The sequence below is a fragment of the Streptomyces chrestomyceticus JCM 4735 genome (assembly GCF_003865135.1).
In the GTDB taxonomy this organism is placed as follows: Bacteria; Actinomycetota; Actinomycetes; order Streptomycetales; family Streptomycetaceae; genus Streptomyces; species Streptomyces chrestomyceticus.
Genome location: NZ_BHZC01000001.1, coordinates 7,496,646 through 7,516,657, shown reverse-complemented (window position 1 = coordinate 7,516,657; position 20,012 = coordinate 7,496,646). Strand labels below are relative to the sequence as shown.

Genomic DNA, 20,012 nt, shown 5'->3' with positions numbered 1-20,012 from the left:
GTCGTACGTCTCGTGCGTCGTGTCGTTGTCTGCTGTCCGCCGCGGGCGCGGTCAGCCGCGCCCGCGCAGTTCCCGCCTGAGGATCTTGCCACTGGTGGTCTTCGGCAGCTCGGGCAGGATCTCCACCTGCCGCGGATATTTGTACGCGGCCAGCCGTTCCCGGCAGTAGCCGGCCAGCTCGGCGGGCTCGGCCCGCTGCCCCGGCCGCAGGCTCACATACGCTTTCACCGACTCGCCCCGGTAGGCGTCCGGCACACCGACCACCGCCGCCTCGCGCACCGCGGGATGGCCGTACAGCACGTCCTCGACCTCCCGCGGCCACACCTTGAACCCGGACGCGTTGATCATGTCCTTCTTGCGGTCCACGACGTACAGCCAGCCGTCCGGGTCCATGAAACCGATGTCGCCGGTGCGCAGTTCGCCGTCCGGCAGGGTCTCGGCGGTGGCGTCCGGGCGGCGCCAGTAGCCGGGCACCACCTGGGGGCCGCGTACGGCGATCTCGCCCTGCTCGCCGAACGGCACGGCCCGCCCCGGTCGTCGATGATCCGTACGACCGTGTCCGGGCCCGGCACACCGACGGCCAGCGTCCCGGAGGCCGTGTCCACCGGCGCCTCGCGGCCGGGCGGGACGCTGGCGCACGGCGCGGTGCACTCGGTCAGCCCGTAGCCGTTGTGCAGATACGGGCCGAAGGCCGCCCGGAACTTCTCCACCAGCGCGGGCGGCAGCGGCGCGCCGCCCGAGGAGAGCGAGGAGAACGACGCGAAGTGCTCGCGGGTGACGCCGGGCTGCGCCGCCAGCGCCATGTACGCGGTGGACGGGCCGACCGTGTAGGCGGGGCGGTGCTCCAGGAAGGCGTCGAGGACCACGCCGGGCTCGAAGCGGTAGGCGAGGGCGAGGGTGCCGGCGTTGGTGAAGCAGGCGGCCAGTTCGCAGACCATGCCGGTGATGTGGAACAGCGGCGCCAGCGCGAAGTACGTCGCGCCGTCGGGCAGTGCCAGGCCGGTGCGCTGCCGTTCGGCGTTGTAGGCGATGTTGCCGTGGGTGTTGGTGGCACCCTTGGGGGTGCCGCTGGTGCCGGAGGTGTAGCTGATGAGGGCGGTGTCCGCGGCGGCCGGCGGCGTCACGCCGGGCGGCTTGCCCTCGTACGCGCGGGCCGCGGCCAGCAGGTCGTCGGCGCCCTCGCGCGGTCCGAGCCGCTCGCCGCGCAGCACACGGGTGTCGTCACGCGTCTGGAGGTCCAGTTCGCAGGCGGTCAGGGCGATCCGTACGGAGGGGACCGCGGCGGCGGTCGCGCGGAGGAAGGCGTCCCAGGTGCGGTCCGCGCAGACCAGCGCGGTGACCTCGGCGTCGGTGAGGACGTGCGTCATCTCGGCCGACTTATACATGGGGTTGACGGGGACGACGATGCCGCCCGCCTTCCACACGCCGAGCAGCGCGAGCACGAAGTGCGGCGTGTTCTGGAGCATGATCGCGGCACGGTCGCCGGGCCGGAAGCCGCGGGCCGCCAGGTGCCCGGCCACGCCGTCGCTGAGCGCGTCGGCCTCGGCGTACGACAGCCGCCCGTCGAAGTAGGCGAGAGCCGTGCGGTCCGGGGCGCGGCGGGCGGCGTCCCGGAAGGCGTGCAGGGCGGAGGGGTGCGGGTCGACGGGGGCGCGCTGGGCGTCGGTGAGCTGCGCCAGCCAGGGCTTGTCCTCGTAGGTGGTCATCGCGGCGTCCCCTCGGCTTGCGGCGTACGGCTCCCGGCCTGCTCCAGCTTCCGCTGGAGGTGGTTCATCCCGCCCAGCCACCGCTCGGTGTCGGCCGCCCGCGCGGTGTAGTAGTCGCCGACCTCCGGGTGCGGCAGGACCAGGAACCGCTCTTCCGCCATGGCCGCGAAGAGCGCGTCGGCGACGGCGGCGGGCTCGATCGCCGTCGGGGTCAGCACCAGTTCCCCGGCCGCGCCGGTGCCCGCGAGCATGTCCGTCCGCACCCCCTGCGGGCAGATCGCGTGCACCGCTATCCCCCGGTGCCGGTACGTCAGCGACAGCCACTCCGCGAAGGCGTACGCGCCGTGCTTGGTGACGCTGTACGGGGCCGCGCCGACCATGGTGAGCAGGCCCGCCGCCGACACCGTGGACACGAACCGGCCCGCGCCGCGCTCCAGCCACCCGGGCAGCAGCGCGCGGGCCGCCCGTACGTGCGCCATGACGTTGACGTCCCAGGCCAGCTCCCACGCGGCGTCCGGCGCCTCCGGACCGCCGCCGGTGCCGACCCCGGCGTTGGCGCAGAAGATGTCGACGGTCCCGCCGAGCGCCTCCCGGGCCGCCGGTACGACGTCGGAGGCGTCCCCGGGGACCGCGACGGCGCCGAGTTCCCGCGCGGTCCGCTCCGCCTTCGCCGCGTCCAGGTCGTTGACCGCCACCCGCGCGCCCTCGGCGGCGAAGCGGCGGGCCAGCGCGGCCCCGATGCCACCGCCCGCCCCGGTCACCACGACTGTCTTGTCCCGTACGGCTTCCACCTGCGGTCTCCCTCGGTCGGCCCCTGACTCGACTGCCAGGCAGACTAACCAGTCGGTATGCCGGAGTGGAAGGGCGCGGACCCGCGACGGAAGAGCGCCCGCACACCGTGGGCCGGACGCGGCAGCCGCGCGCGGCACGCCGTCCGGCGCGTTCCCCCGGAGGCTGCCGGGCGTTAGCGTGCGCACGACACGGGCTCCGACGGCGGAGGTGGACGCATGACCCTGTCCAGACGGAAACTGCTGGCCGCGACGGCGGTCACGAGCGTGATGGGCGGGACGGCGATGACCGGCGAGGCGAGGGCGGCGGGCACGGCACACGGGTCCACGGGCGCCGGAACGACCGGAGCCGGACCGGCAGATCCCGAAGCTCACGGCTCGCACCTCCCCCGTACCCGCACCGGCTTCGACCGCCTCGCCGCCGACGGCTACGCGCTCCTGTCCGGCCGCCGGGTCGGCATCGTCACCAACCCCACCGGCGTCACCCCGGACGTACGCCACATCGTGGACGTGATGCACGCCGACGAACGGGTGGACCTGGCCGCCGTCTTCGGCCCCGAGCACGGCTTCCGCGGCACGGCCCAGGCCGGCGGCTCGGAGGGCAGCTACGAGGACCCCGCCACCGGGCTGCCGGTCCACGACACGTACGGCAAGAGCGGCCGCGCGCTGGCCGACATCTTCACCCGGTCCGGCGTGGACACCGTCGTCTTCGACATCCAGGACGTCGGCGCGCGCTTCTACACCTACATCTGGACGCTGTACGACTGCATGGTCGCCGCCGTCCTCGCGGACAAACGTTTCGTCGTGCTCGACCGCCCCAACCCCGTGACGGGCCGCGCCGCGACCGGCCCCGTACTCGACCGCGCCCTGGCCTCCGGAGTCGGCCGCGAACCGATCGCCCTCGCGCACGGCATGACCGTCGCCGAACTGGCCCTCCTCTTCAACGCCGAGTTCGTCCCCCGCGCCGCGGGCCGCCCGGCCGACCTGGAAACCGTCCTCATGACAGGCTGGCGCCGCCCGCACTTCTTCGACGCCACCGGCCTCCCCTGGGTCCCGCCCAGCCCCAACATGCCCACCCCCGACACCGCCCTCGTCTACGCGGGCACCTGCCTCTTCGAAGGCACCAACCTCTCCGAGGGGCGCGGCACCACCCGCCCCTTCGAACTGCTCGGCGCGGACGGCATCGACCGCCGCTGGTCCGCCGCCGCCACCGAACTGGCCGACGCCGTCGGCCTCCCCGGCGTCCACTTCCGGGAGGCGTACTTCGCCCCCACCTTCTCCAAGTTCCAGGGCAAGACCATCGGCGGCGTCCAGCTCCACGTCCACGACCGCGAAGCCTTCGACCCGGTCCGTACCGGCATCGCCCTGCTGATCACCGCGAAGCAGGTGTGGAGCGGCTTCGCCTGGCGCCCGGACCACTGGATCGACCGGCTGACGGGCACCACGGGCGTACGGACGATGATCGACGCGGGCGCCGGCGTGGACGAGGTGGCCGCGGCCTGGCGGGACGGCCTGGCGCGCTTCCGGCGGCTGCGGCGCGGGTACCTCCGCTACCGGTGACGCCCTTTGAGACACGGGCGACGCAATCCGCCCTGGTGACGCCAGGGACGTACCGCCAAGGTGGAAACCCCGGAAACCCCGACCGCCGCTCGTGGAAGGACCGCGCCCCGATGGCCACCACGCCACACTCCCCCGCCGTCCAGCTCACCGAACACGCCCTGGCCTACCTCCACTCCGCCGCGCTGCGGGCCGCGGCCCTCCTCGGCGTCGCCGACCACCTCGCCGACGGCCCCCGCACCGCCGAGGAACTCGCCGCCGCCACCGGCACCGACGCCGCCCACCTGCGCCGCGCGCTGCGCCTCCTCGCCACCCGCGACGTGTTCCGCGAGGACTCCGACGGCACCTTCCACCTCACCCCCGCGGCCGACCCCCTCCGCTCCGACGCACCCTCCTCCATGCGCGACGCCGTCGTCATGCTCACCGACGAGCCGTTCTGGCGTCCGGCCGGACAGCTCGCGGACACCGTCCGGGCCGGCCACACCGTCTTCGAGGAGATCTTCGGCGCACCGTACTTCGGCCATCTGGAACGCGTACCGGACGCGGGCACCGTCTTCGACACCGGCATGGCCGGCCTCGCCGAGAGCGAGAACGACCCCGTCGCCGCCGCGTACGACTTCCCCGCCACCGGCACGGTCGTGGACGTCGGCGGCGGACGCGGCGGCCTGCTGCGCCAGGTCCTGCTCCGCAACCCGGGTCTGACCGGCATCCTCCACGACCAGGAAACCGTCCTCCGCCACCACACCCTGGACCTCCCCGGCCTCACCGGCCGCTGGCAGACCCACGCGGGCGACTTCTTCACCGCCGTCCCGTCCGGCGCCGACGTCTACCTGCTCAAGCGCATCCTCCACGACTGGCACGACGACGACTGCCTGCACATCCTGCGCACCTGCCGCACCGCCATGACCCGCCCCGGCAGCCGCCTCCTGATCGTCGACGCGGTCCTCCCCCAGGGCAACGACGCCCACCCCGGCAAGACCATGGACATCCTGATGATGACCTCCCTCAACGGCCGCGAACGCGACGAACCCGCCTTCCACCAACTCCTCGACGCCGCAGGCTTGACACCGCTCCGAACCCTCCCGACGGAGTCGACGCTTTCGATCGTGGAGGCGGTGGCGGGGTGACGGAGGAGCGTCGGGGCCTGCGTCAGGACGTCGCCGGCCTCAGGACGTCCTCCCGAAGTCGATCCCCAGTGCCGAATCCGCGGACACCGGTACGTGGATGCCGTCCCGCGCCCCGTCGCCGTCGATCACCAGCTCGACGGTCGCGCTCTCGCCCGGCCCGGTGACGACCTCGACCCGGATCGTCTGCTCCGCGGCGGAGTTCGGTGCCTTTGGCAGCGTCCACGTGCCCGTACCGCTGAAGGTGTGGGCCGGGTGGTAGCCGCTGTAGCCGCCGGGCAGCTTCGTCGCGGTCGCCGATCCGTCCGCACGTAACGTCACCTGCGCACCACGCGGCCCTGACCAGGTGCCGACGACGTCACCCGGCTCCGCCCTTCCCGGTCCCCACGCGATCCACAGGTAGATCACACCGAGCGTCACCAGCACGCCGCCCACCACGGAAGCCGCGATGGCCACCCGAGCCACGGTCTTCATCAGGCCGACGCCTCCCCCTGAACGTCCCCATGTTCCACCTGTGCAGAAATCGTACACATAGGCGAAATCTGCGCACGGCCCCCCTGCCGGCACCGCCGCCACCACCCCCATCTCAGCAACCAAGACGTCACATCCCACCTATTGACTACCCGGACGATCCCGCGTGACAGTGCGCCTCGTGCACAGTGACGCGACATCAGCAGCCGTCCCGGCGGACGGAATTCCGGACGTGGCGGACACGCCCCCGAGCGGAGGCGCCGCGGCGTCCGGGGCTGCCGCCAGCCCGGAGAGCCTCCGGCGGGTGGCCGTGGCCTCGTTCATCGGGACGGCCATCGAGTTCTACGACTTCTACATCTACGGGACGGCCGCCGCGCTCGTCCTCAACCAGGCGTTCTTCCCGACGCTCGACCCGGTCAACGCCACCCTCGCGTCGTTCTCCACCTATGCGGTGGCGTTCGCGGCGCGGCCGATCGGGTCGGTGGTGTTCGGGCACTTCGGGGACCGGGTGGGGCGGAAGTCCGTGCTGGTGGTCTCGTTGCTGCTGATGGGACTGTCGACGGCACTGGTCGGGCTGCTGCCGGGGTACGGGACGCTCGGGATATGGGCGCCGCTGCTGCTGATCCTGCTGCGGTTCCTCCAGGGGATCGGACTGGGCGGTGAGTGGGGCGGGGCCGCGCTGCTGGCGGTGGAGCACGCGCCGAAGAAGCGGCGTGGGCTGTATGCGGCGTTCCCGCAGGTCGGGCCCTCGGTGGGGTTCTTCGCCGCGACCGGAGTGTTCTGGTTGCTGTCGGCGGTGCTGGACGACGGCGCGTTCCGGTCGTGGGGCTGGCGGGTGCCGTTCCTGCTGTCGTTCCTGCTGGTCGGGGTGGGGCTGTTCGTACGGCTGAAGATCAGCGAGACGCCGGTCTTCGCGAAGGTGATGGACGCGCACGAGGCCAGCCGGGTGCCCGTGCTGGACGTCGTACGCCGGCATCCGCGCGAACTGCTGCTCGGCGCGGGCGGCATGATCATCGCGTACGGGCTGTTCTACACCGCGACGACGTACTGCCTGGCGTACGCCACCGGCACGCTCGGCGTCTCCCGCAACACCATGCTCGGCCTCTCCCTCGTCGCCTGCCTCTTCCTGGCGGCCGGCACCTGGCTCGCCGCCACCCGCTCGGACGGCGCCGGGCGGCGCAAGCTGGTCCTCACCGGGACGGTGCTCTCGGCGGTCTGGGGGCTGATCCTCTTCCCGCTGCTGGACACCGGACAGCCGGTGCTGATCGCGGTGGCGGTCGGCGGCGCGCTGTTCTGCATGGGCGTGGTGTACGGCCCGATGGGCGCGTACCTGCCGGAGCTGTTCGGTACGACGGTGCGGTATTCGGGCGCCTCGCTGGCGTACAACCTGGGCGGGGTGCTGGGCGGCGCGGTCTCGCCGCTGGTGGCGACCCGGCTGCAGGCGGCCTTCGGGTCGGACTCGGTGGGGTGGTACGTGACGGCGATGGCGGTGGTGTCGCTGGTGTGCGTGCTGGCGCTGCCGGAGACGCGGGAGCGGGAACTGGACTGAGGGCGCGCGGCCGGCGGTTCCGTGCGGCCCCGGTAGCCGGGAGCGAGAGTCGGCTGTCGGGGGCGCGCGGTCCGCGCCGGGCGCCGGCTGCCGCGAACCGGCCATGCGTGGCGTATGGCCGGATCCGCCCGCCCGCAGGACGATGCGCTGCACACCGCGGCGCGGCTTCGGAACTCCGGCCCGGCAGGGTGGCCCGGCGCGCCGCTCAGGGGGTCGTCATGACGGATGCAGCGGGCGGTTCCGGCACGGCAGCGGCCGGGGACATCGGCGTACAGCCGTACTGGGAGCTGACGTTCGACGCCGACGGCGATCCGGACGCCGGACAGCGGGACCGGCTGGTGGCCGGGGTGGCGCGGCAGCGCGTCACCGACCTGCTGGTGTTCGCGCACGGCTGGAACAATGACCGGTCGATGGCCACGCGTCTGTACGGGCGGTTCTTCGCCCCGTTCCCCGGTATGGCGGGGGCCGGGGTACGGCTCGGCTACACCGGTGTGATCTGGCCCGCGATGCGTTTCACGGACGAGCCGATTCCGGACTTCGATCCGGTGCCGCCGGGGTCGTCTACGGCGGTCGGAGGGGCCGGTACGGCCGGGACCACCGGTTCGGCTGATGCGGCCGGGACCACCGGAGCTCCCGGTGAAGCCGGGCCGCCGCTGCTGGACGACGCGTCGCTGCGCGCGCTGGCGCGGGTCTTCCCCGGGCGGGAGCTGACGTTGCGGCGTCTCCAGGAGCTGCTCGCGGAGCGGCCGGCGGCCCGTTCCGCCTTCGACGAGTTCGCGCGCCTCGGACGCGAGCTGGTGGCGGTGCGCGAGAACAGCCCGGCGCAGCGGCTGGCCGAGGACATGGGGACCGGCACGCCCGCGATGCTCACCGACGATCCGATGGCGGTGTGCGAGATCCTCACGGCGGCGCTGGAGAAGTGCGGCCACCAGGAGCTGTTCGGCGACGGGCTGAAGCGGCTGTGGAACGGGGCCAAGGAATTCCTGCGGCAGACGGCCTACTACGCCATGAAGCGGCGCGCGGGCGTGGTGGGCCAGCTCGGGCTGGGCCCGGCGCTCGGCCGGCTGGTCAAGGCCGCGCCCGGTACCCGCATCCATCTGATCGGGCACAGTTTCGGCGCCCGCCTGGTGTCGTACGCGCTGCGCGGCATGCCGCCCGGCGTCACCGGGGTGAAGTCGATGACCCTGCTGCAAGGGGCCTTCTCGCACTACGCGTTCGCCGCCCGGCTGCCGCACGACCCGGACCGGGGCGGGGCGCTGCAAGGGGTGCAGCAGCGGGTGGACGGCCCGGTGGTGTCCTGCTACTCGCGGCACGACTCGGCGCTGGGCATGCTGTACCCGCTGGCCTCCCGGCTCTCCGGCGACTCGGCGAGCTTCCAGGGCCTGTTCGACCGGTGGGGCGCGGTCGGCCACGACGGCATCCAGGCCGTGGACGGTGCCCAGCGGCTGGAGCTGGGCGCCGCGGTGCCCGGTAAGGGCTGTGTGAGCATCGACGCGTCCTCGGTGGTCCGCGACGGTCCGCCGCCGGCCGGCGCGCACAGCGACGTCTGCCACGGGGAGCTGGCGCGCGTGGTCCTCACCGCCGGGCGGGTGGTGACGAAGTAGGGCGGGCGGCGTCGGGCGACGCGGATCGGTCCTGTCGGGTTCCGCTGCGCGAGCGCGCATCCGTCGTCGGGTTCCGCCCGATCGCGAGCGGCTCCGGACCGTACCGGACCGGTCCGGACCGTACCTGGACCGGAAGCAGCCAAGTCGGCCGCAGGACGGATCGACGGCCGTGGCGTGGGTACCAGCAGTCACCGGCGCATCTCTCGTACGGGCTGCCGGTAGCGCGCCGCAGCCGGAAGGCGGACGACCTTAACTTTCTCAAATCCCCACAGATGTACGGTGGATGATGCACACGAGGCGCGCTGGGCGCCGCGGGGGGCATCGGGAGCGAGTGGCGCTTCCGGTGCGGCGCGAGTGTCGCCACCACGTATCCGCAAGACAGTTCGATGGATCCGGCGGGCGGTCCGCTACGTCCATTCCCTGTCCAGTCGGGTCCTCCCCACGGAGGTGGGATGAATTGGCCGGTTTCAGAGCTCTCGCAGAACAGGTGCGCAACCCCCGTCTCGTCGCCACGCAGCGGCGTACGGCCTTGCGCAAGTGCCTGGAACGCTTCGCCCCGTACGGGCACCGCGCGACCTGGCACCATCTGTGCACCAGGGCGGGCATCGCGACCGAGGACCGCGAACCCGACCCGGCGCGGCTGATGGCCGCGCTGGAGGAACTGGAGGAGGCCCGCGCCGTCTGGCTCGGGTACGAGAAGGAGTTCGCGGCCCGTCGGCGCCGTGAGAAGCACGACGGCATCCGGCAGCCCAGCGCGCTCGACGACTGGCACCGGCGCACCTGGGGCGGCTGTGACATCGTGCCGTGCGAGGCGCCCGACCGGCATCCCGCGGCGCCGCTGGCCGCGGTGCTGCGCAGCATGATCCGGGCGATGGAGTCGGGCACGCCGCGGTCCGGCTGCCCGGTGTGCGGTACCCGGCGCTTCGTGTGGCGCACGGACCTCGAACGTTTCCCGGTGGCCGGGCCGGTGTGCCAGGAGTGCGGGATCGTGGCGCCGCTCTCGGTACTGACCCGTGAGGCGCTGGCGGAGGCGCGGGAGTCCTCACGCGTGCGGCGGCTGTACGTGGCGGCCTGAGCCGGGCGGGCCGGGGACGCGGGGCACGCCGCCCAGCCGACGGAACCCGTTGTCAGACCCTGCTGTCATGCTCGTGGGCATGGTGCAGGTATGCCTCAACGGCTCCCGGAACGCCGCCGGTTCCGGGGTGGTGCCGATGGTCCCGGCGGAGCTGGCCGATGCCGCGGGGAAGGCGGTCGCGGCCGGCGCCCGGGACATCCACGTCCACCCCAGGTCGCCGTGCGGGCGGGAGTCCCTCGCGCCCGGTGTGCTGACGCCGGTGCTGGAGGCGGTACGGGCCGTGGTGGACGTGCCGGTGGGGGTCACCACCGGCGCGTGGGCCGAGCCGGACCCGGAGCGCCGGGCGGCCTGCGTACGGGCCTGGCCGGTGCTGCCCGACCACGCCTCGGTGAACTGGCACGAGCCGGGCGCCGAGGCGGTCGCCACCGCCCTGCTGGAGCGCGGTGTCGGCGTCGAGGCGGGCATCTGGTCGGGCACGGACGGCGCGGAGCGCTTCGCGGCCTCGCCGCTGGGGCCCCGGGTGCTGCGGGTGCTGGCCGAGGTCATGGACCCGTGCGCCGGTTCGGCGCGGAAGACGGCGCACGGTCTGCTGCGCGCGCTGGACGCGTACGGTGCGCACGGCCGTCCGGTGCTGCTGCACGGCGAGGACGGCGGAGCCTGGCCGGTGCTGCGGCTCGCCGGGGAGCTGGGGCTGGCCACCCGTATCGGTGTCGAGGACACCCTGCTGCTGCCGGACGGATCGCCCGCGGCCTCCAACGCGGAGCTGGTGCGGGCGGCGCTGCGGGAGCTGGCGCGGGGGCCGTCGGAAGGCGGCAGGCCGTGGGCATGCGGTACGGCGGGCCGGGACGACACAGGCCCCGGTGGCCGCGGCACCCTTCCCCGGGGTAGGTGAACGATGTACGTTCCGCGTCATGCGCGCGCCCGCCCGTTCCCGTACCGTCGCGCCGCCTGGGTGGAGCCGCTGGCTCGTGCCGCCCGCGGCGCTGTCCATCCACCTCGCCATCGGCCAGGCGTACGCCTGGAGCGTGTTCAAGCCGCCCTTGGAGTCCTCGCTCGGGCTGTCCGGCACGGCCTCCGCGCTGCCCTTCCAACTGGCCATCGTGATGCTGGGGCTGTCCGCCGCGTTCGGCGGCACCCTCGTCGAGCGCAACGGCCCGCGCTGGGCGATGTCCGTCTCGGCCGTCTGCTTCTCCTCCGGCTTCCTGGTGGCGGCGCTCGGCGCGGCCACCCGGCAGTACTGGCTCGTCGTCCTCGGCTACGGCTTCATCGGCGGCATCGGCCTGGGCATCGGGTACATCTCCCCCGTCTCGACGCTCCTGAAGTGGTTCCCCGACCGGCCCGGCACGGCCACCGGCATCGCCATCATGGGCTTCGGCGGCGGCGCCCTGATCGCCTCGCCGTGGTCCGCCGGGCTGCTGGACACCCTGGGCCGGGACTCCGCCGGCATCGCCCGGACGTTCCTCGTCATGGGTCTGGCGTACGCCGTCTTCATGACGCTCGGCGTACTGCTGGTACGGGTTCCGCCCGCCGGACCGGACGCCCCCGGTGCGGACCGGGCGGCGCCCGCGCCCCGCCCGCTGGTGACCACCGCGCAGGTCTCGGCCCGTAACGCCGTACGGACTCCGCAGTTCTGGTGTCTGTGGGTGGTGCTCTGCACGAATGTCACGGCGGGCATCGGCATCCTGGAGAAGGCCGCGCCGATGGTCTCCGACTTCTTCGCCCGCAGTCCGGCGCCGGTGAGCGCGTCGGCCGCCGCGGGTTTCGTCGGGCTGCTCTCGCTCGCCAACATGCTCGGCCGGATCGTCTGGTCGGCCACCTCGGACCTGGCGGGCCGCAAGCACGTCTACCGTCTCTACCTGGGCGTCGGCGCGCTGATGTACCTGCTGATCGCGCTGGCCGGGGACACGTCCAAACCGCTGTTCATCGCGTGTGCGGCGGTCGTCCTGTCGTTCTACGGCGGCGGGTTCGCCACCGTACCGGCCTATCTGCGGGACCTGTTCGGCACGTACCAGGTGGGGGCGATCCACGGCCGGCTGCTGACCGCCTGGTCCACGGCGGGCGTCCTGGGGCCGCTGATCGTCAACGCCGTGGCCGACGCGCGCCGCTCCTCCGGGCACATCGGGGCCGACCTCTACACGACATCCTTCTTCGTCATGATCGGACTGCTCGTCGTCGGGTTCGCCGCCAACGAGCTGGTGCGGCCCGTGCATCCCCGGCACCACGAACCGCCGTCGTCCGCCGGGCCCCGGCCGGCGGACACCGCACCCACCTCCCCGAAGGGAGCCACCCCGTGACCGCCCGCCGTACCGCCCTGCTCGTCTGCGCCTGGCTGTGGGTGGGCCTGCCGTTCGGATACGGCCTTTACGAACTGGCCCTGAAACTGAGACAACTCTTCACGGGATGAGGCAGCGGCCGCGCACGACATCCACCGGCCCGGACGACACCGGGCCCCGGCCCGGCCACCGGCACACGCGAAGGCGGACGTCCATGGCAGAACTGCACGACCTGACCGCTCTGGAGCAGGCCGAGGGGGTGCGGACCGGCGAGCTGTCCCCCGTCGAGATCACCGAGCACTACCTGGCCCGCGCCGGGGAACTGGACGCCACACTCGGCGCGTTCCTCACCCGTACCCCCGACATCGCCCGCAAACAGGCGGCGGACGCGGAGGCCGCGGCCGCCGCCGCGCGTCGCGAGGGCCGGGAGCTGCCGCCGCTGCACGGCGTGCCCGTACCGGTCAAGGACCTGAACCAGGTCGCCGGTGTGCGCTGCACGATGGGGTCACGGACGCTGGCCGGCAACGTGGCGCAGATCGACGACCATGTCGTCACCAAGCTGCGCCGGGCCGGCACGATCCTGCTCGGCAAGACCAACACCCCGGAGTTCGGCCTGCCCTGCTACACGGAGAACCTCCTCGCGCCGCCCGCCCGCACCCCGTGGGACCTGGAGCGTTCGGCGGGCGGTTCGAGCGGTGGCGCCGCCGCCGCGGTGGCCGGCGGGCTGGCCCCCGTGGCGCAGGGCAGCGACGGCGGCGGCTCCATCCGCATCCCGGCCTCGGTCTGCGGTCTCTACGGCATCAAGCCGAGCCGCGGCCTGATCAGTTCCGGGCCGCTGCTCCACGACGTGACGGGCGTGGGCACCTCGGGCCCGCTCGCCCGTACGGTCGCGGACGCCGCCGCGCTGCTGGACGCGATGGCCGGCCCGATGCCCGGCGACCCGTACGCGGCGCCCGCGCTGCCGCCGGGCGAGACGTACACCGCGTACGCCGGGCGCGCCCCGGGGCGACTGCGCATCGGCTGGCTGGTCGACGTGCCCTTCCCCGGCAGCGAGGTGCACCCGGACTGCCGGGCCGCCGTCATGGAGACGGCCGCGCTCCTCACGGACCTCGGCCACGAGGTCGACGCGCTGACGCTGCCCGCCGACGACAGCTCCCGGCTCGCCTTCACCCGCGTCTGGTCGGTGATCGCCGCCGGCCGCCCGGTGCCGCCGCGGGACGAGGCGGACCTGATGCCGCTGACCCGCTATCTGCGGGCGCGTGGCGCGCAGATCCCGGCCGTCGAGTACGCGCGGTCGCTGTACGCGTTCCGGATGCTGGGGCAGCTTATCGCCGACCAGGTGATGCCGCGGGACGGCGGGTTCGACGTGGTGCTTACCCCGACGGTCGCCAAGCCGCCGCCGCGCGTCGGCGAGCTGCGCAACGACGCGGACCCGCAGGCCGAGTTCGCCGCCGTCGGCGCCTTCACCCCGTACACGCCGCTGTACAACGCCACCGGTCAGCCCGCGGTGAGCATCCCGCTGCACTGGAACGCGGCGGGCCTGCCGATCGGTGTCATGCTCGGCGGGCGGTACGGGGAGGACGCGACGCTCGTCGCGCTCTCCGCGCAGCTTGAGGAGGCGCGGCCGTGGGCGGGCCGCAAGCCCGACGTGTGGTGATCCGGGGTGCGCTGCCCGGGGCGTGGTGAGCGTCAGCGGCGCGCGCAGCGGTCCCCGTCGCGCGCGCCCGCCTCATCCGCCGTACCGGCTTCTCGGGTCCCGCCGCCCCGGCGCCCCTCCCCCGTACCGGCCCCGGAGGCGCCACCGCGCGCCCGGGACGGCCCGCCGGTCCGGTCCACCCGCAGCCGCCGCGCCCCCGGGCCCTGTTCGCCGAGTTCGTCGTACGGGTTCGACAGCGCGCAGGTCTGCAGGGACAGGCAGCCGCAGCCGATGCAGTCGGTCAGCCGGTCGCGCAGCTCGACGAGCTGGGTGATGCGCTCCTCCAGCTCCTCGCGCCAGACCTCGGAGAGCCGGGCCCAGTCGTCCCGGTTGGGCGTGCGCTCGTCGGGCAGCTCGGCGAGCGCGTCACGGATGACGGCGAGCGGGATGCCGACCCGCTGGGCGGCGCGGACGAACGCGACCCGGCGCAGCGCGTCGCGGGTGTAGCGGCGCTGGTTGCCCGCGGTCCGGGTGCTGCTGATCAGCCCCTTGGACTCGTAGAAGTGCAGGGCCGAGACCGCCGCGCCGCTCCGCGCGGAGAGCTGGCCGACCGTGAGCTCGTGGACCTTGTGAGGAAGCTGGGGCACGGCACAACCCTAACCGTGGGCAGGCCCGGTGGGCTGCGGGGATGCGCCCGGCCACGGGCGGCGCGGGTGCCCGTCCGGCGGCGGCCCGTTGGCCGCCCGGCACCGGGTCACAGGTAGAAGCGGCTGAGCGTCTCCGCGACGCAGACCGGCTTCCCGCCGCCCTCGCGTTCGACGGTCACCGTCGTCGCGAGCTGCACGCCGCCGGACACCTCCGTCACGCCCGCGATACGGGCCGTCGCCCGCACCCGCGAGCCGACCGGGACGGGGGCGGGGAACCGGACCTTGTCGACGCCGTAGTTGATGCCCATCTTGACGTTGTCGACCCGCAGCAACTGCGGTACGAGGGCGGGCAGCAGCGCCAGCGTGAGGTATCCGTGCGCGATGGTGGCGCCGAACGGCCCGGCCGCGGCCCGCTCCGGGTCGACGTGGATCCACTGGTGGTCGCCGGTGGCGTCGGCGAACAGATCGATCCGCTTCTGGTCGATCTCCAGCCAGTCACTGGTGCCGAGGTCCTCGCCGACCGCGTTCCGCAGTGCGTCGAGCGAGCCGAACACCCGGGGCTCTGCCATGTCCGTATGCCTCCTCAGGCTCCGCAGACGCGGGCCGTGCCATCGGCCCGCCACCGACTAAGCGCTTGCTCAGCATGTGCGGCGAGCCCTCCCGTGTCAATGCCCTGCGGCCCCTACGGTCCCTGCCGCCCCTACGGCCGCGCGCCGACCATCCGCAGCACCAGCCCGGCATACAGCTCGCCCACCTCCTCGGGCGTACGGGCGCCCTCGGCGGAGAACCAGCGGGCCACGTCCACACACAGCGACAGCACCGCGAGCGTCGTGCCCGGTACGTCGCCGACCGTGAACTCCCCGGCGTCGGCGCCGTCCTGGAGGATGCCGCGCAGCGAACGGTCGGTACGCCGCCGCAGGCCGGCCACGTGCGCGTAGTGCTCCTCGCTCAGCGCCTGCAGCTCGTACTGGATGACCCGGGCGGTGGTGTGATGCCGGGCGTGCCAGCACGCGAAGGTGCGGACGGCGGCGGCGAGCCGCTCGGCGGGACTGCCGTCGGCACCGGCCGCCTCCTCCATGATCCGCAGGGCCTTCTCGTGGCCGATGCCGCTGATCCGGAAGAGCAGCTCTTCCTTGGTCCTGTAGTGGATGTAGAGCGCGGCGGGGCTCATGCCGGCCCGGCCCGCGATGTCGCGGGTGGTGGTGGCGTGGTAGCCGCGCTCGGCGAACGCCTCGACGGCGGCGCGGACCAGACGGCGGGCCGCTTCCGGGGACACGTCGGCCCAGTCCTCCGCCGAGCCGTCCGCCTGCTCCGCCTCCGTGACCATCGCGCACCCCGATCCTCGGTCCCTCGCGGGCCATCCGCGACGGACCGAACACCTTACCCCGCCGGTGAGCAAGCGCTTAGAACCGCCGGGACGGGGTGTGGGGGGGCGTCCGGAATCGCTCAGAACGCCGACACCCCGGTGAGGGCCCGCCCGATGACCAGCTTCTGGATCTGGCTGGTGCCCTCGTACAGGGTCATCACCCGGGCGTCGCGCAGGAGCTTGCCGACCGGGTACTCGTCGATGTAGCCGTAGCCGCCGAAGACCTGGAGCGCGTTGTTCGCGGCGCGTACCGCCGCCTCGGAGGCGAACAGCTTCGCCTTGGACGCCTCGGTGGCGAACGGTTCGCCGCGGTCGATCAGGTCGGCGACCCGCCAGGTCAGCAGGCGCGCGGCGTCCACGTCGACGGCGATGTCGGTGAGCAGCTCCTGCACGAGTTGATGGTGGGCGATGGTCCGGCCGAACTGCTCGCGCTCCGTGGCGTGGCCGACGGCGGCGTCCAGCGCGGCCCGCGCGATGCCCACGCAGCCGGCGGCGACCGACATCCGCCCCTTGGCCAGGGCCGACATCGCGACGGAGAAACCTTTCCCCTCCGGGGCCAGCAGGGCGTCCGCCGGCACCCGTACGTCCTGCAGCACCAGTTCGGCGGTGGCCTGGCCGCGCAGCCCCAGCTTGCCGTGGATCTCCCGGCGCTCCAGGCCGGGCGTGTCCGTGGGGACGAGAAAGGCACTCACCCCCTTGTGGCCGGGGGCGCCGCCGGTACGCGCGAAGAGCAGCACCACGTCGGCCCAGGTGCCGTTGGTGATGAACATCTTGCTGCCGTTGACGACGTAGGAGTCACCGTCCCGTACGGCACGGGTGGTCAGGTTCCCGGCGTCCGAGCCGGTGCCTGGCTCGGTCAGGCCGAAGCAGCCGACGGCCTCACCGGAGGTCAGCGGCGGCAGCCACCGCCGCTTCTGCTCCTCGCTGCCCCAGGCCGCGACCGTCTTGGCGACCAGCCCCAGGGAGACGGAGACGATGCCGCGCACCGCGGAGTCGCCACGGCCCAGTTCCTCGGTCACCAGCGCGTAGGTGAGGTGGTCACCGCCGGAGCCGCCGTACTCCTCGGGGACCGCCAGGCCGAGGAAGCCGACCTCGCCGAGCTTCTTCACGATGCCCCGGTCGACGCGTTCGGCGCGGTCCCAGGCGGCGGCGTGCGGGGTGATCTCACGGTCGACGAAGTCCTCGGCGAGCTGCCGGGCGGCAGCCTGCTCCTCGCTGAGCTCCAGGTTCATCAAGGCCCCTTGGGGAGGGAGACGGCAGCCGGGCGGCCCGGAACAGCCGGACGACTCGATAACTACCACTGCTAGTTTTCCAGCGGCAGCTCTACTATGTGCGGCATGGCCCGACCCCGCAAGCCCCTCCTGAGCCGGGAGCGCATCGTCACCACCGCCCTCGCGCTCATCGACGCGGAGGGCCTGGCCGCCCTGTCCACCCGGCGGCTGGCCGCCGAACTGGGCGTCAGCGGGCCATCCCTCTACAACCACTTCACGACCAAGGACGGCATCCTGGACGCGGTCGCCGACACCGTGATCGCCGAGGTGGACGTCTCGGCCCTCGCCACCGGCACGGACTGGCGGACCGGTCTGCTGGCCTGGGCCCGCTCCTACCGCGCGGCGCTCGCCGCGCACCCCCACATCGTCCCGTTCCTCGCCCAGGGCCCCGGCCGCCGCCCGGCCGGCCTGAAGATGGCCGACGCGGCCTTCGGCGGCATGGTGGAGGCCGGCTGGCCACCGGCCCAGGCGACCCGGATCTGCGCCATGGTCCGGTACTTCGTCGCGGGCTCCGCGCTGGGCTCCTTCGCGCGCGGTTTCGTGGACGACCCGAGCGCCTACGACCCGGCCGACTACCCGCACCTGGGCCAGGCCCACCTGCTCGCCGAGCATCAGCAGCGGGTGGACGAGGGGGCGTTCGAGACGGGCCTGCTGGCACTGGTCGACGGACTGGCACTGCGTCACCCGGCCGCTGCCCCACCGCCCCGGACGTAGTTCCGCAGCCGCCGCCCCACCACCCCGAAGGTAGATGTAAAGTGCATCCGCCCGGGACGTCCCGGCACGGTGCGGTACGGGTACGCCCCCGGCGTACCCCGCCCGCCGGCAAGTCCGCGCCCGAGGGGAGACGACGTGCGTGACCTGATCACCGCGGTACGGGACCGGAGCGCGCCGTGGACCCGGCACCGCCGGACCCGGCACCTCGTCCACGTCCTGCGCGGCCAGGCCCAGGTCGACTTCCTGCCGAGCGCGGTCACCGGCGCGGTCTTCTCGGTCGCGCTGTGCGCGGCGGGCTGGGCGTACGGCCTGTACGGGCTCCTCGGCACCGCGACGGGCACGGCCACGGCGCACCTGCTCGGCGTGGACCGCGAACGGATCACCGCCGGACTGGAAGGTTTCAACGCCTGCCTGGTGGCCGTCGGTTCGGCGGTCTTCCTGGGTGCCGGGCACCTGTCCACCGCCCTGCTGGCGGTGGGCGGCAGCGTACTGGTCACGGTCGTCACCGCCGCCGTCGCACGCGTTCTGGGCAGCCGGCAACTGCCCACGCTCACCCTCCCGTTCTGCCTGGTGGCGAGCGCGCTGACGCTCGCGGCACCGGGTTTCGCACACCTCTGGCACCAGGCCGCGCCCCCGGCGGCCCTGCCCCGGCCGGCCGGCCCGCCGTACGCGCTGTCGTTCACCGACCTGTGGCACGGGCTGTTCGCCGACGTCGCCCAGATCTTCTTCATGCCGCAGTGGTACGTCGGCGCCCTCTTCCTCGTCGGCATCTTCCTCGCGAACCGCACCGCCGGGGCGATGGCATGCCTGGGCAGCCTGACCGGCACCGGCACCGCCTGGGCGCTGGGCGCGCCCGCGGCGCAGATCGCGTCCGGCGCGGCGGGCTACAACGCGGTGCTGGTCGCCATGGCCCTGTGCGGCGTCTTCCTGCCGGCCGCCCGCCGGACCGCGGCGTACGCGGTGACGGGAGCGGCCGCAGCGACGGCCCTGACCCCGGCCGTGACCGCCCTCACCGCCCCCTCCGGAGGCCACGCGTTCACCTGGCCGTTCGTCCTGGTCACCCTCGTCTTCCTGGCGGCGGCCCCGGCGTTCCCGCGCCTACGGGCCGGCGGGGAGCCGACGCCGGTGGCCGCTCCGGCCTCGCCGACCTCGTCCACGTCGGTTTAACGCGCCTGGGCTGCCGGAGCCCCGCACGGCGCAGATCATGCTTCGTGTACTTTCGAAGCCGGTGTGCCGGGAAGTCTGGTCGGCGGAAGAGCAGAGCTCTGTTTGTCGACCGGGGAGAAACGCATGGCCTTCTGCGGTGGCCACCCGTGCCGCCTTCCACTGGCGGCTCCCCCCGGCGCGGATGTCGGGTGGGGATTTCCCTGGTGGGTCTGGGTCCTCGCCGGCCTGTACGCCGCGTTCGCCCTGTACGCCGCATGGGACACCCGACGGCAGCGAGCGAAACTTCCGCGGGCCGAACAAGTGGCGGAGCTGAAGAAAGAGCTGCGGACGCGGGCACCGAACGCTCGGGGGCACGTACGGATCACCCCGGGGGAATTCCCCGGCCTCACCACAGCCGAAGCCGAAACCGTGGCGGACGAGGTGGGTCTCGCCCGGCAGACGCACGGGGCCAAAGGTCTGTGGCTCTTCTACCGGAAGGGCACCCGGCCAGGCTCCACAGAGGCCCTGGATGTCCGGGGTGGCCCCCGCCCCGAGGAATTGCGGCAGAGCGCCGCGGCGCGCCAGCTCGCCGCCTGGTCGCGCGAACGCGACGGCTTCGACCCACTGGACGAAGCGACCCTCAAGACGGCGGAGGACGGCGTCCGCAGACTGCGCGCCAAGAGGGACCGGCTCGTCGTGGCGGCGACATTCGCCCTCATGGTCGGCGCCTTCACCGCGATCGCCGTGGGCGCGGCCTGGCTCAACGGCTCGCTGCCGGGCGGCTTCACCAAGGGGGACGACTGGTCGGCGTACGTGCTGGGGCATGTTCTCGCAGCGGGCGGACTGCTGCTCGGCAGCCACTGGATTCGGCGCGGCAGGCACGCCAAACGGGAGAGCCGCGCCCGTCATGAGCCGGTCATCGCGGCCTACCGGGATGTGGTCCAGGCGCGCGAGGCCGAGTCGGACCGCCGGAACGACACAGAACGGGGATAGCGGGGGACATGGCTGACTTCACCGCAAGCCTTTCCGAACTGCGCAAGCTGCGAGCACCCGGCCCGGTCGAGGCGGACGATGCCGCCGACCGC

18 protein-coding genes and 1 pseudogene are annotated in these 20,012 nt (G+C 73.5%); 12 read left to right on the top strand and 7 right to left on the bottom strand.

All coding sequences use genetic code 11. The features are described 5' to 3' along the window. Positions 1-51: 51 nt before the first annotated feature. Positions 52-1,706 (bottom strand): annotated as a pseudogene (locus tag EJG53_RS32895) (class I adenylate-forming enzyme family protein). After that, the gene (locus EJG53_RS32890; RefSeq protein WP_031010819.1) at positions 1,703-2,497 is read right to left on the bottom strand and encodes an SDR family oxidoreductase; all 795 of its coding nucleotides are present in this window, start codon (positions 2,495-2,497) and stop codon (positions 1,703-1,705) included. The pseudogene EJG53_RS32895 and the gene EJG53_RS32890 overlap by 4 nt, the downstream one beginning before the upstream one ends. Before the next feature lie 216 nt (positions 2,498-2,713). Between EJG53_RS32890 and EJG53_RS32885 the strand changes: the two genes are divergently transcribed. Continuing rightward, positions 2,714-4,054 carry an exo-beta-N-acetylmuramidase NamZ family protein gene (locus tag EJG53_RS32885; RefSeq protein WP_125047980.1) on the top strand — a complete coding sequence of 447 codons (1,341 nt, stop codon included), beginning with the start codon at positions 2,714-2,716 and terminating at the stop codon, positions 4,052-4,054. Between the two features lie 110 nt (positions 4,055-4,164). Then, the gene (locus tag EJG53_RS32880) at positions 4,165-5,178 is read left to right on the top strand and encodes a methyltransferase (RefSeq protein ID WP_125047979.1); all 1,014 of its coding nucleotides are present in this window, start codon (positions 4,165-4,167) and stop codon (positions 5,176-5,178) included. A gap of 39 nt (positions 5,179-5,217) precedes the next feature. Here EJG53_RS32880 and EJG53_RS32875 read toward each other — a convergent pair whose 3' ends face one another. After that, positions 5,218-5,649, bottom strand: a complete 432-nt coding sequence (locus tag EJG53_RS32875) for a hypothetical protein (RefSeq protein ID WP_125047978.1) — start codon at positions 5,647-5,649, stop codon at positions 5,218-5,220. Between the two features lie 229 nt (positions 5,650-5,878). Here EJG53_RS32875 and EJG53_RS32870 point away from each other — a divergent pair, with 229 nt between their 5' ends. The 7 genes from EJG53_RS32870 (at position 5,879) to EJG53_RS32845 (ending at position 13,804) form a co-directional block, all read left to right on the top strand. Then, positions 5,879-7,195, top strand: coding sequence for an MFS transporter (locus tag EJG53_RS32870; protein WP_125049757.1), 1,317 nt, complete (start codon positions 5,879-5,881; stop codon positions 7,193-7,195). A gap of 218 nt (positions 7,196-7,413) precedes the next feature. Continuing rightward, positions 7,414-8,799 (top strand): serine-threonine protein kinase, encoded by a 1,386-nt coding sequence (locus EJG53_RS32865; RefSeq protein ID WP_125047977.1) that lies wholly within the window; start codon positions 7,414-7,416, stop codon positions 8,797-8,799. A gap of 457 nt (positions 8,800-9,256) precedes the next feature. After that, entirely contained in the window at positions 9,257-9,874 is a 618-nt protein-coding gene (locus tag EJG53_RS32860; RefSeq protein ID WP_030023818.1) for a hypothetical protein, read from the top strand. A gap of 79 nt (positions 9,875-9,953) precedes the next feature. Further along, positions 9,954-10,766 (top strand): 3-keto-5-aminohexanoate cleavage protein, encoded by an 813-nt coding sequence (locus EJG53_RS32855; RefSeq protein WP_125047976.1) that lies wholly within the window; start codon positions 9,954-9,956, stop codon positions 10,764-10,766. A gap of 19 nt (positions 10,767-10,785) precedes the next feature. Then, positions 10,786-12,168 carry an OFA family MFS transporter gene (locus EJG53_RS32850; RefSeq protein ID WP_125047975.1) on the top strand — a complete coding sequence of 461 codons (1,383 nt, stop codon included), beginning with the start codon at positions 10,786-10,788 and terminating at the stop codon, positions 12,166-12,168. After that, on the top strand, positions 12,165-12,278 hold the full coding sequence (locus tag EJG53_RS44210) for an MFS transporter small subunit (protein ID WP_413790171.1): 114 nt from the start codon (positions 12,165-12,167) through the stop codon (positions 12,276-12,278). Before EJG53_RS32850 ends, EJG53_RS44210 begins: the two co-directional genes overlap by 4 nt. Positions 12,279-12,361: 83 nt before the next feature. Further along, the gene (locus tag EJG53_RS32845) at positions 12,362-13,804 is read left to right on the top strand and encodes an amidase (protein ID WP_125047974.1); all 1,443 of its coding nucleotides are present in this window, start codon (positions 12,362-12,364) and stop codon (positions 13,802-13,804) included. A gap of 32 nt (positions 13,805-13,836) precedes the next feature. Here the strand turns inward: EJG53_RS32845 and soxR are convergent, their stop codons facing one another. From soxR to EJG53_RS32825, 4 genes are all read right to left on the bottom strand, one after another. Further along, on the bottom strand, positions 13,837-14,430 hold the full coding sequence (gene soxR, locus EJG53_RS32840) for a redox-sensitive transcriptional activator SoxR (RefSeq protein ID WP_244955437.1): 594 nt from the start codon (positions 14,428-14,430) through the stop codon (positions 13,837-13,839). Between the two features lie 107 nt (positions 14,431-14,537). Continuing rightward, entirely contained in the window at positions 14,538-14,999 is a 462-nt protein-coding gene (locus EJG53_RS32835; protein WP_125047973.1) for a MaoC family dehydratase, read from the bottom strand. Between the two features lie 131 nt (positions 15,000-15,130). Further along, positions 15,131-15,757, bottom strand: a complete 627-nt coding sequence (locus EJG53_RS32830; protein ID WP_125047972.1) for a TetR/AcrR family transcriptional regulator — start codon at positions 15,755-15,757, stop codon at positions 15,131-15,133. A gap of 119 nt (positions 15,758-15,876) precedes the next feature. Then, positions 15,877-17,028, bottom strand: a complete 1,152-nt coding sequence (locus EJG53_RS32825; protein WP_125047971.1) for an acyl-CoA dehydrogenase family protein — start codon at positions 17,026-17,028, stop codon at positions 15,877-15,879. Between the two features lie 105 nt (positions 17,029-17,133). On the opposite strand from EJG53_RS32825, the gene EJG53_RS32820 reads away from it, so the two are divergent. The 3 genes from EJG53_RS32820 (at position 17,134) to EJG53_RS32810 (ending at position 19,920) form a co-directional block, all read left to right on the top strand. Beyond that, a complete protein-coding gene (locus tag EJG53_RS32820) occupies positions 17,134-17,781 on the top strand; it encodes a TetR/AcrR family transcriptional regulator (protein WP_125047970.1) in 648 nt (215 codons plus the stop codon). 135 nt (positions 17,782-17,916) lie between these two features. Next, entirely contained in the window at positions 17,917-18,948 is a 1,032-nt protein-coding gene (locus EJG53_RS32815) for an urea transporter (protein ID WP_125047969.1), read from the top strand. Positions 18,949-19,071: 123 nt separating this feature from the next. Further along, positions 19,072-19,920, top strand: a complete 849-nt coding sequence (locus tag EJG53_RS32810; RefSeq protein ID WP_125047968.1) for a hypothetical protein — start codon at positions 19,072-19,074, stop codon at positions 19,918-19,920. Positions 19,921-20,012 lie beyond the last annotated feature (92 nt).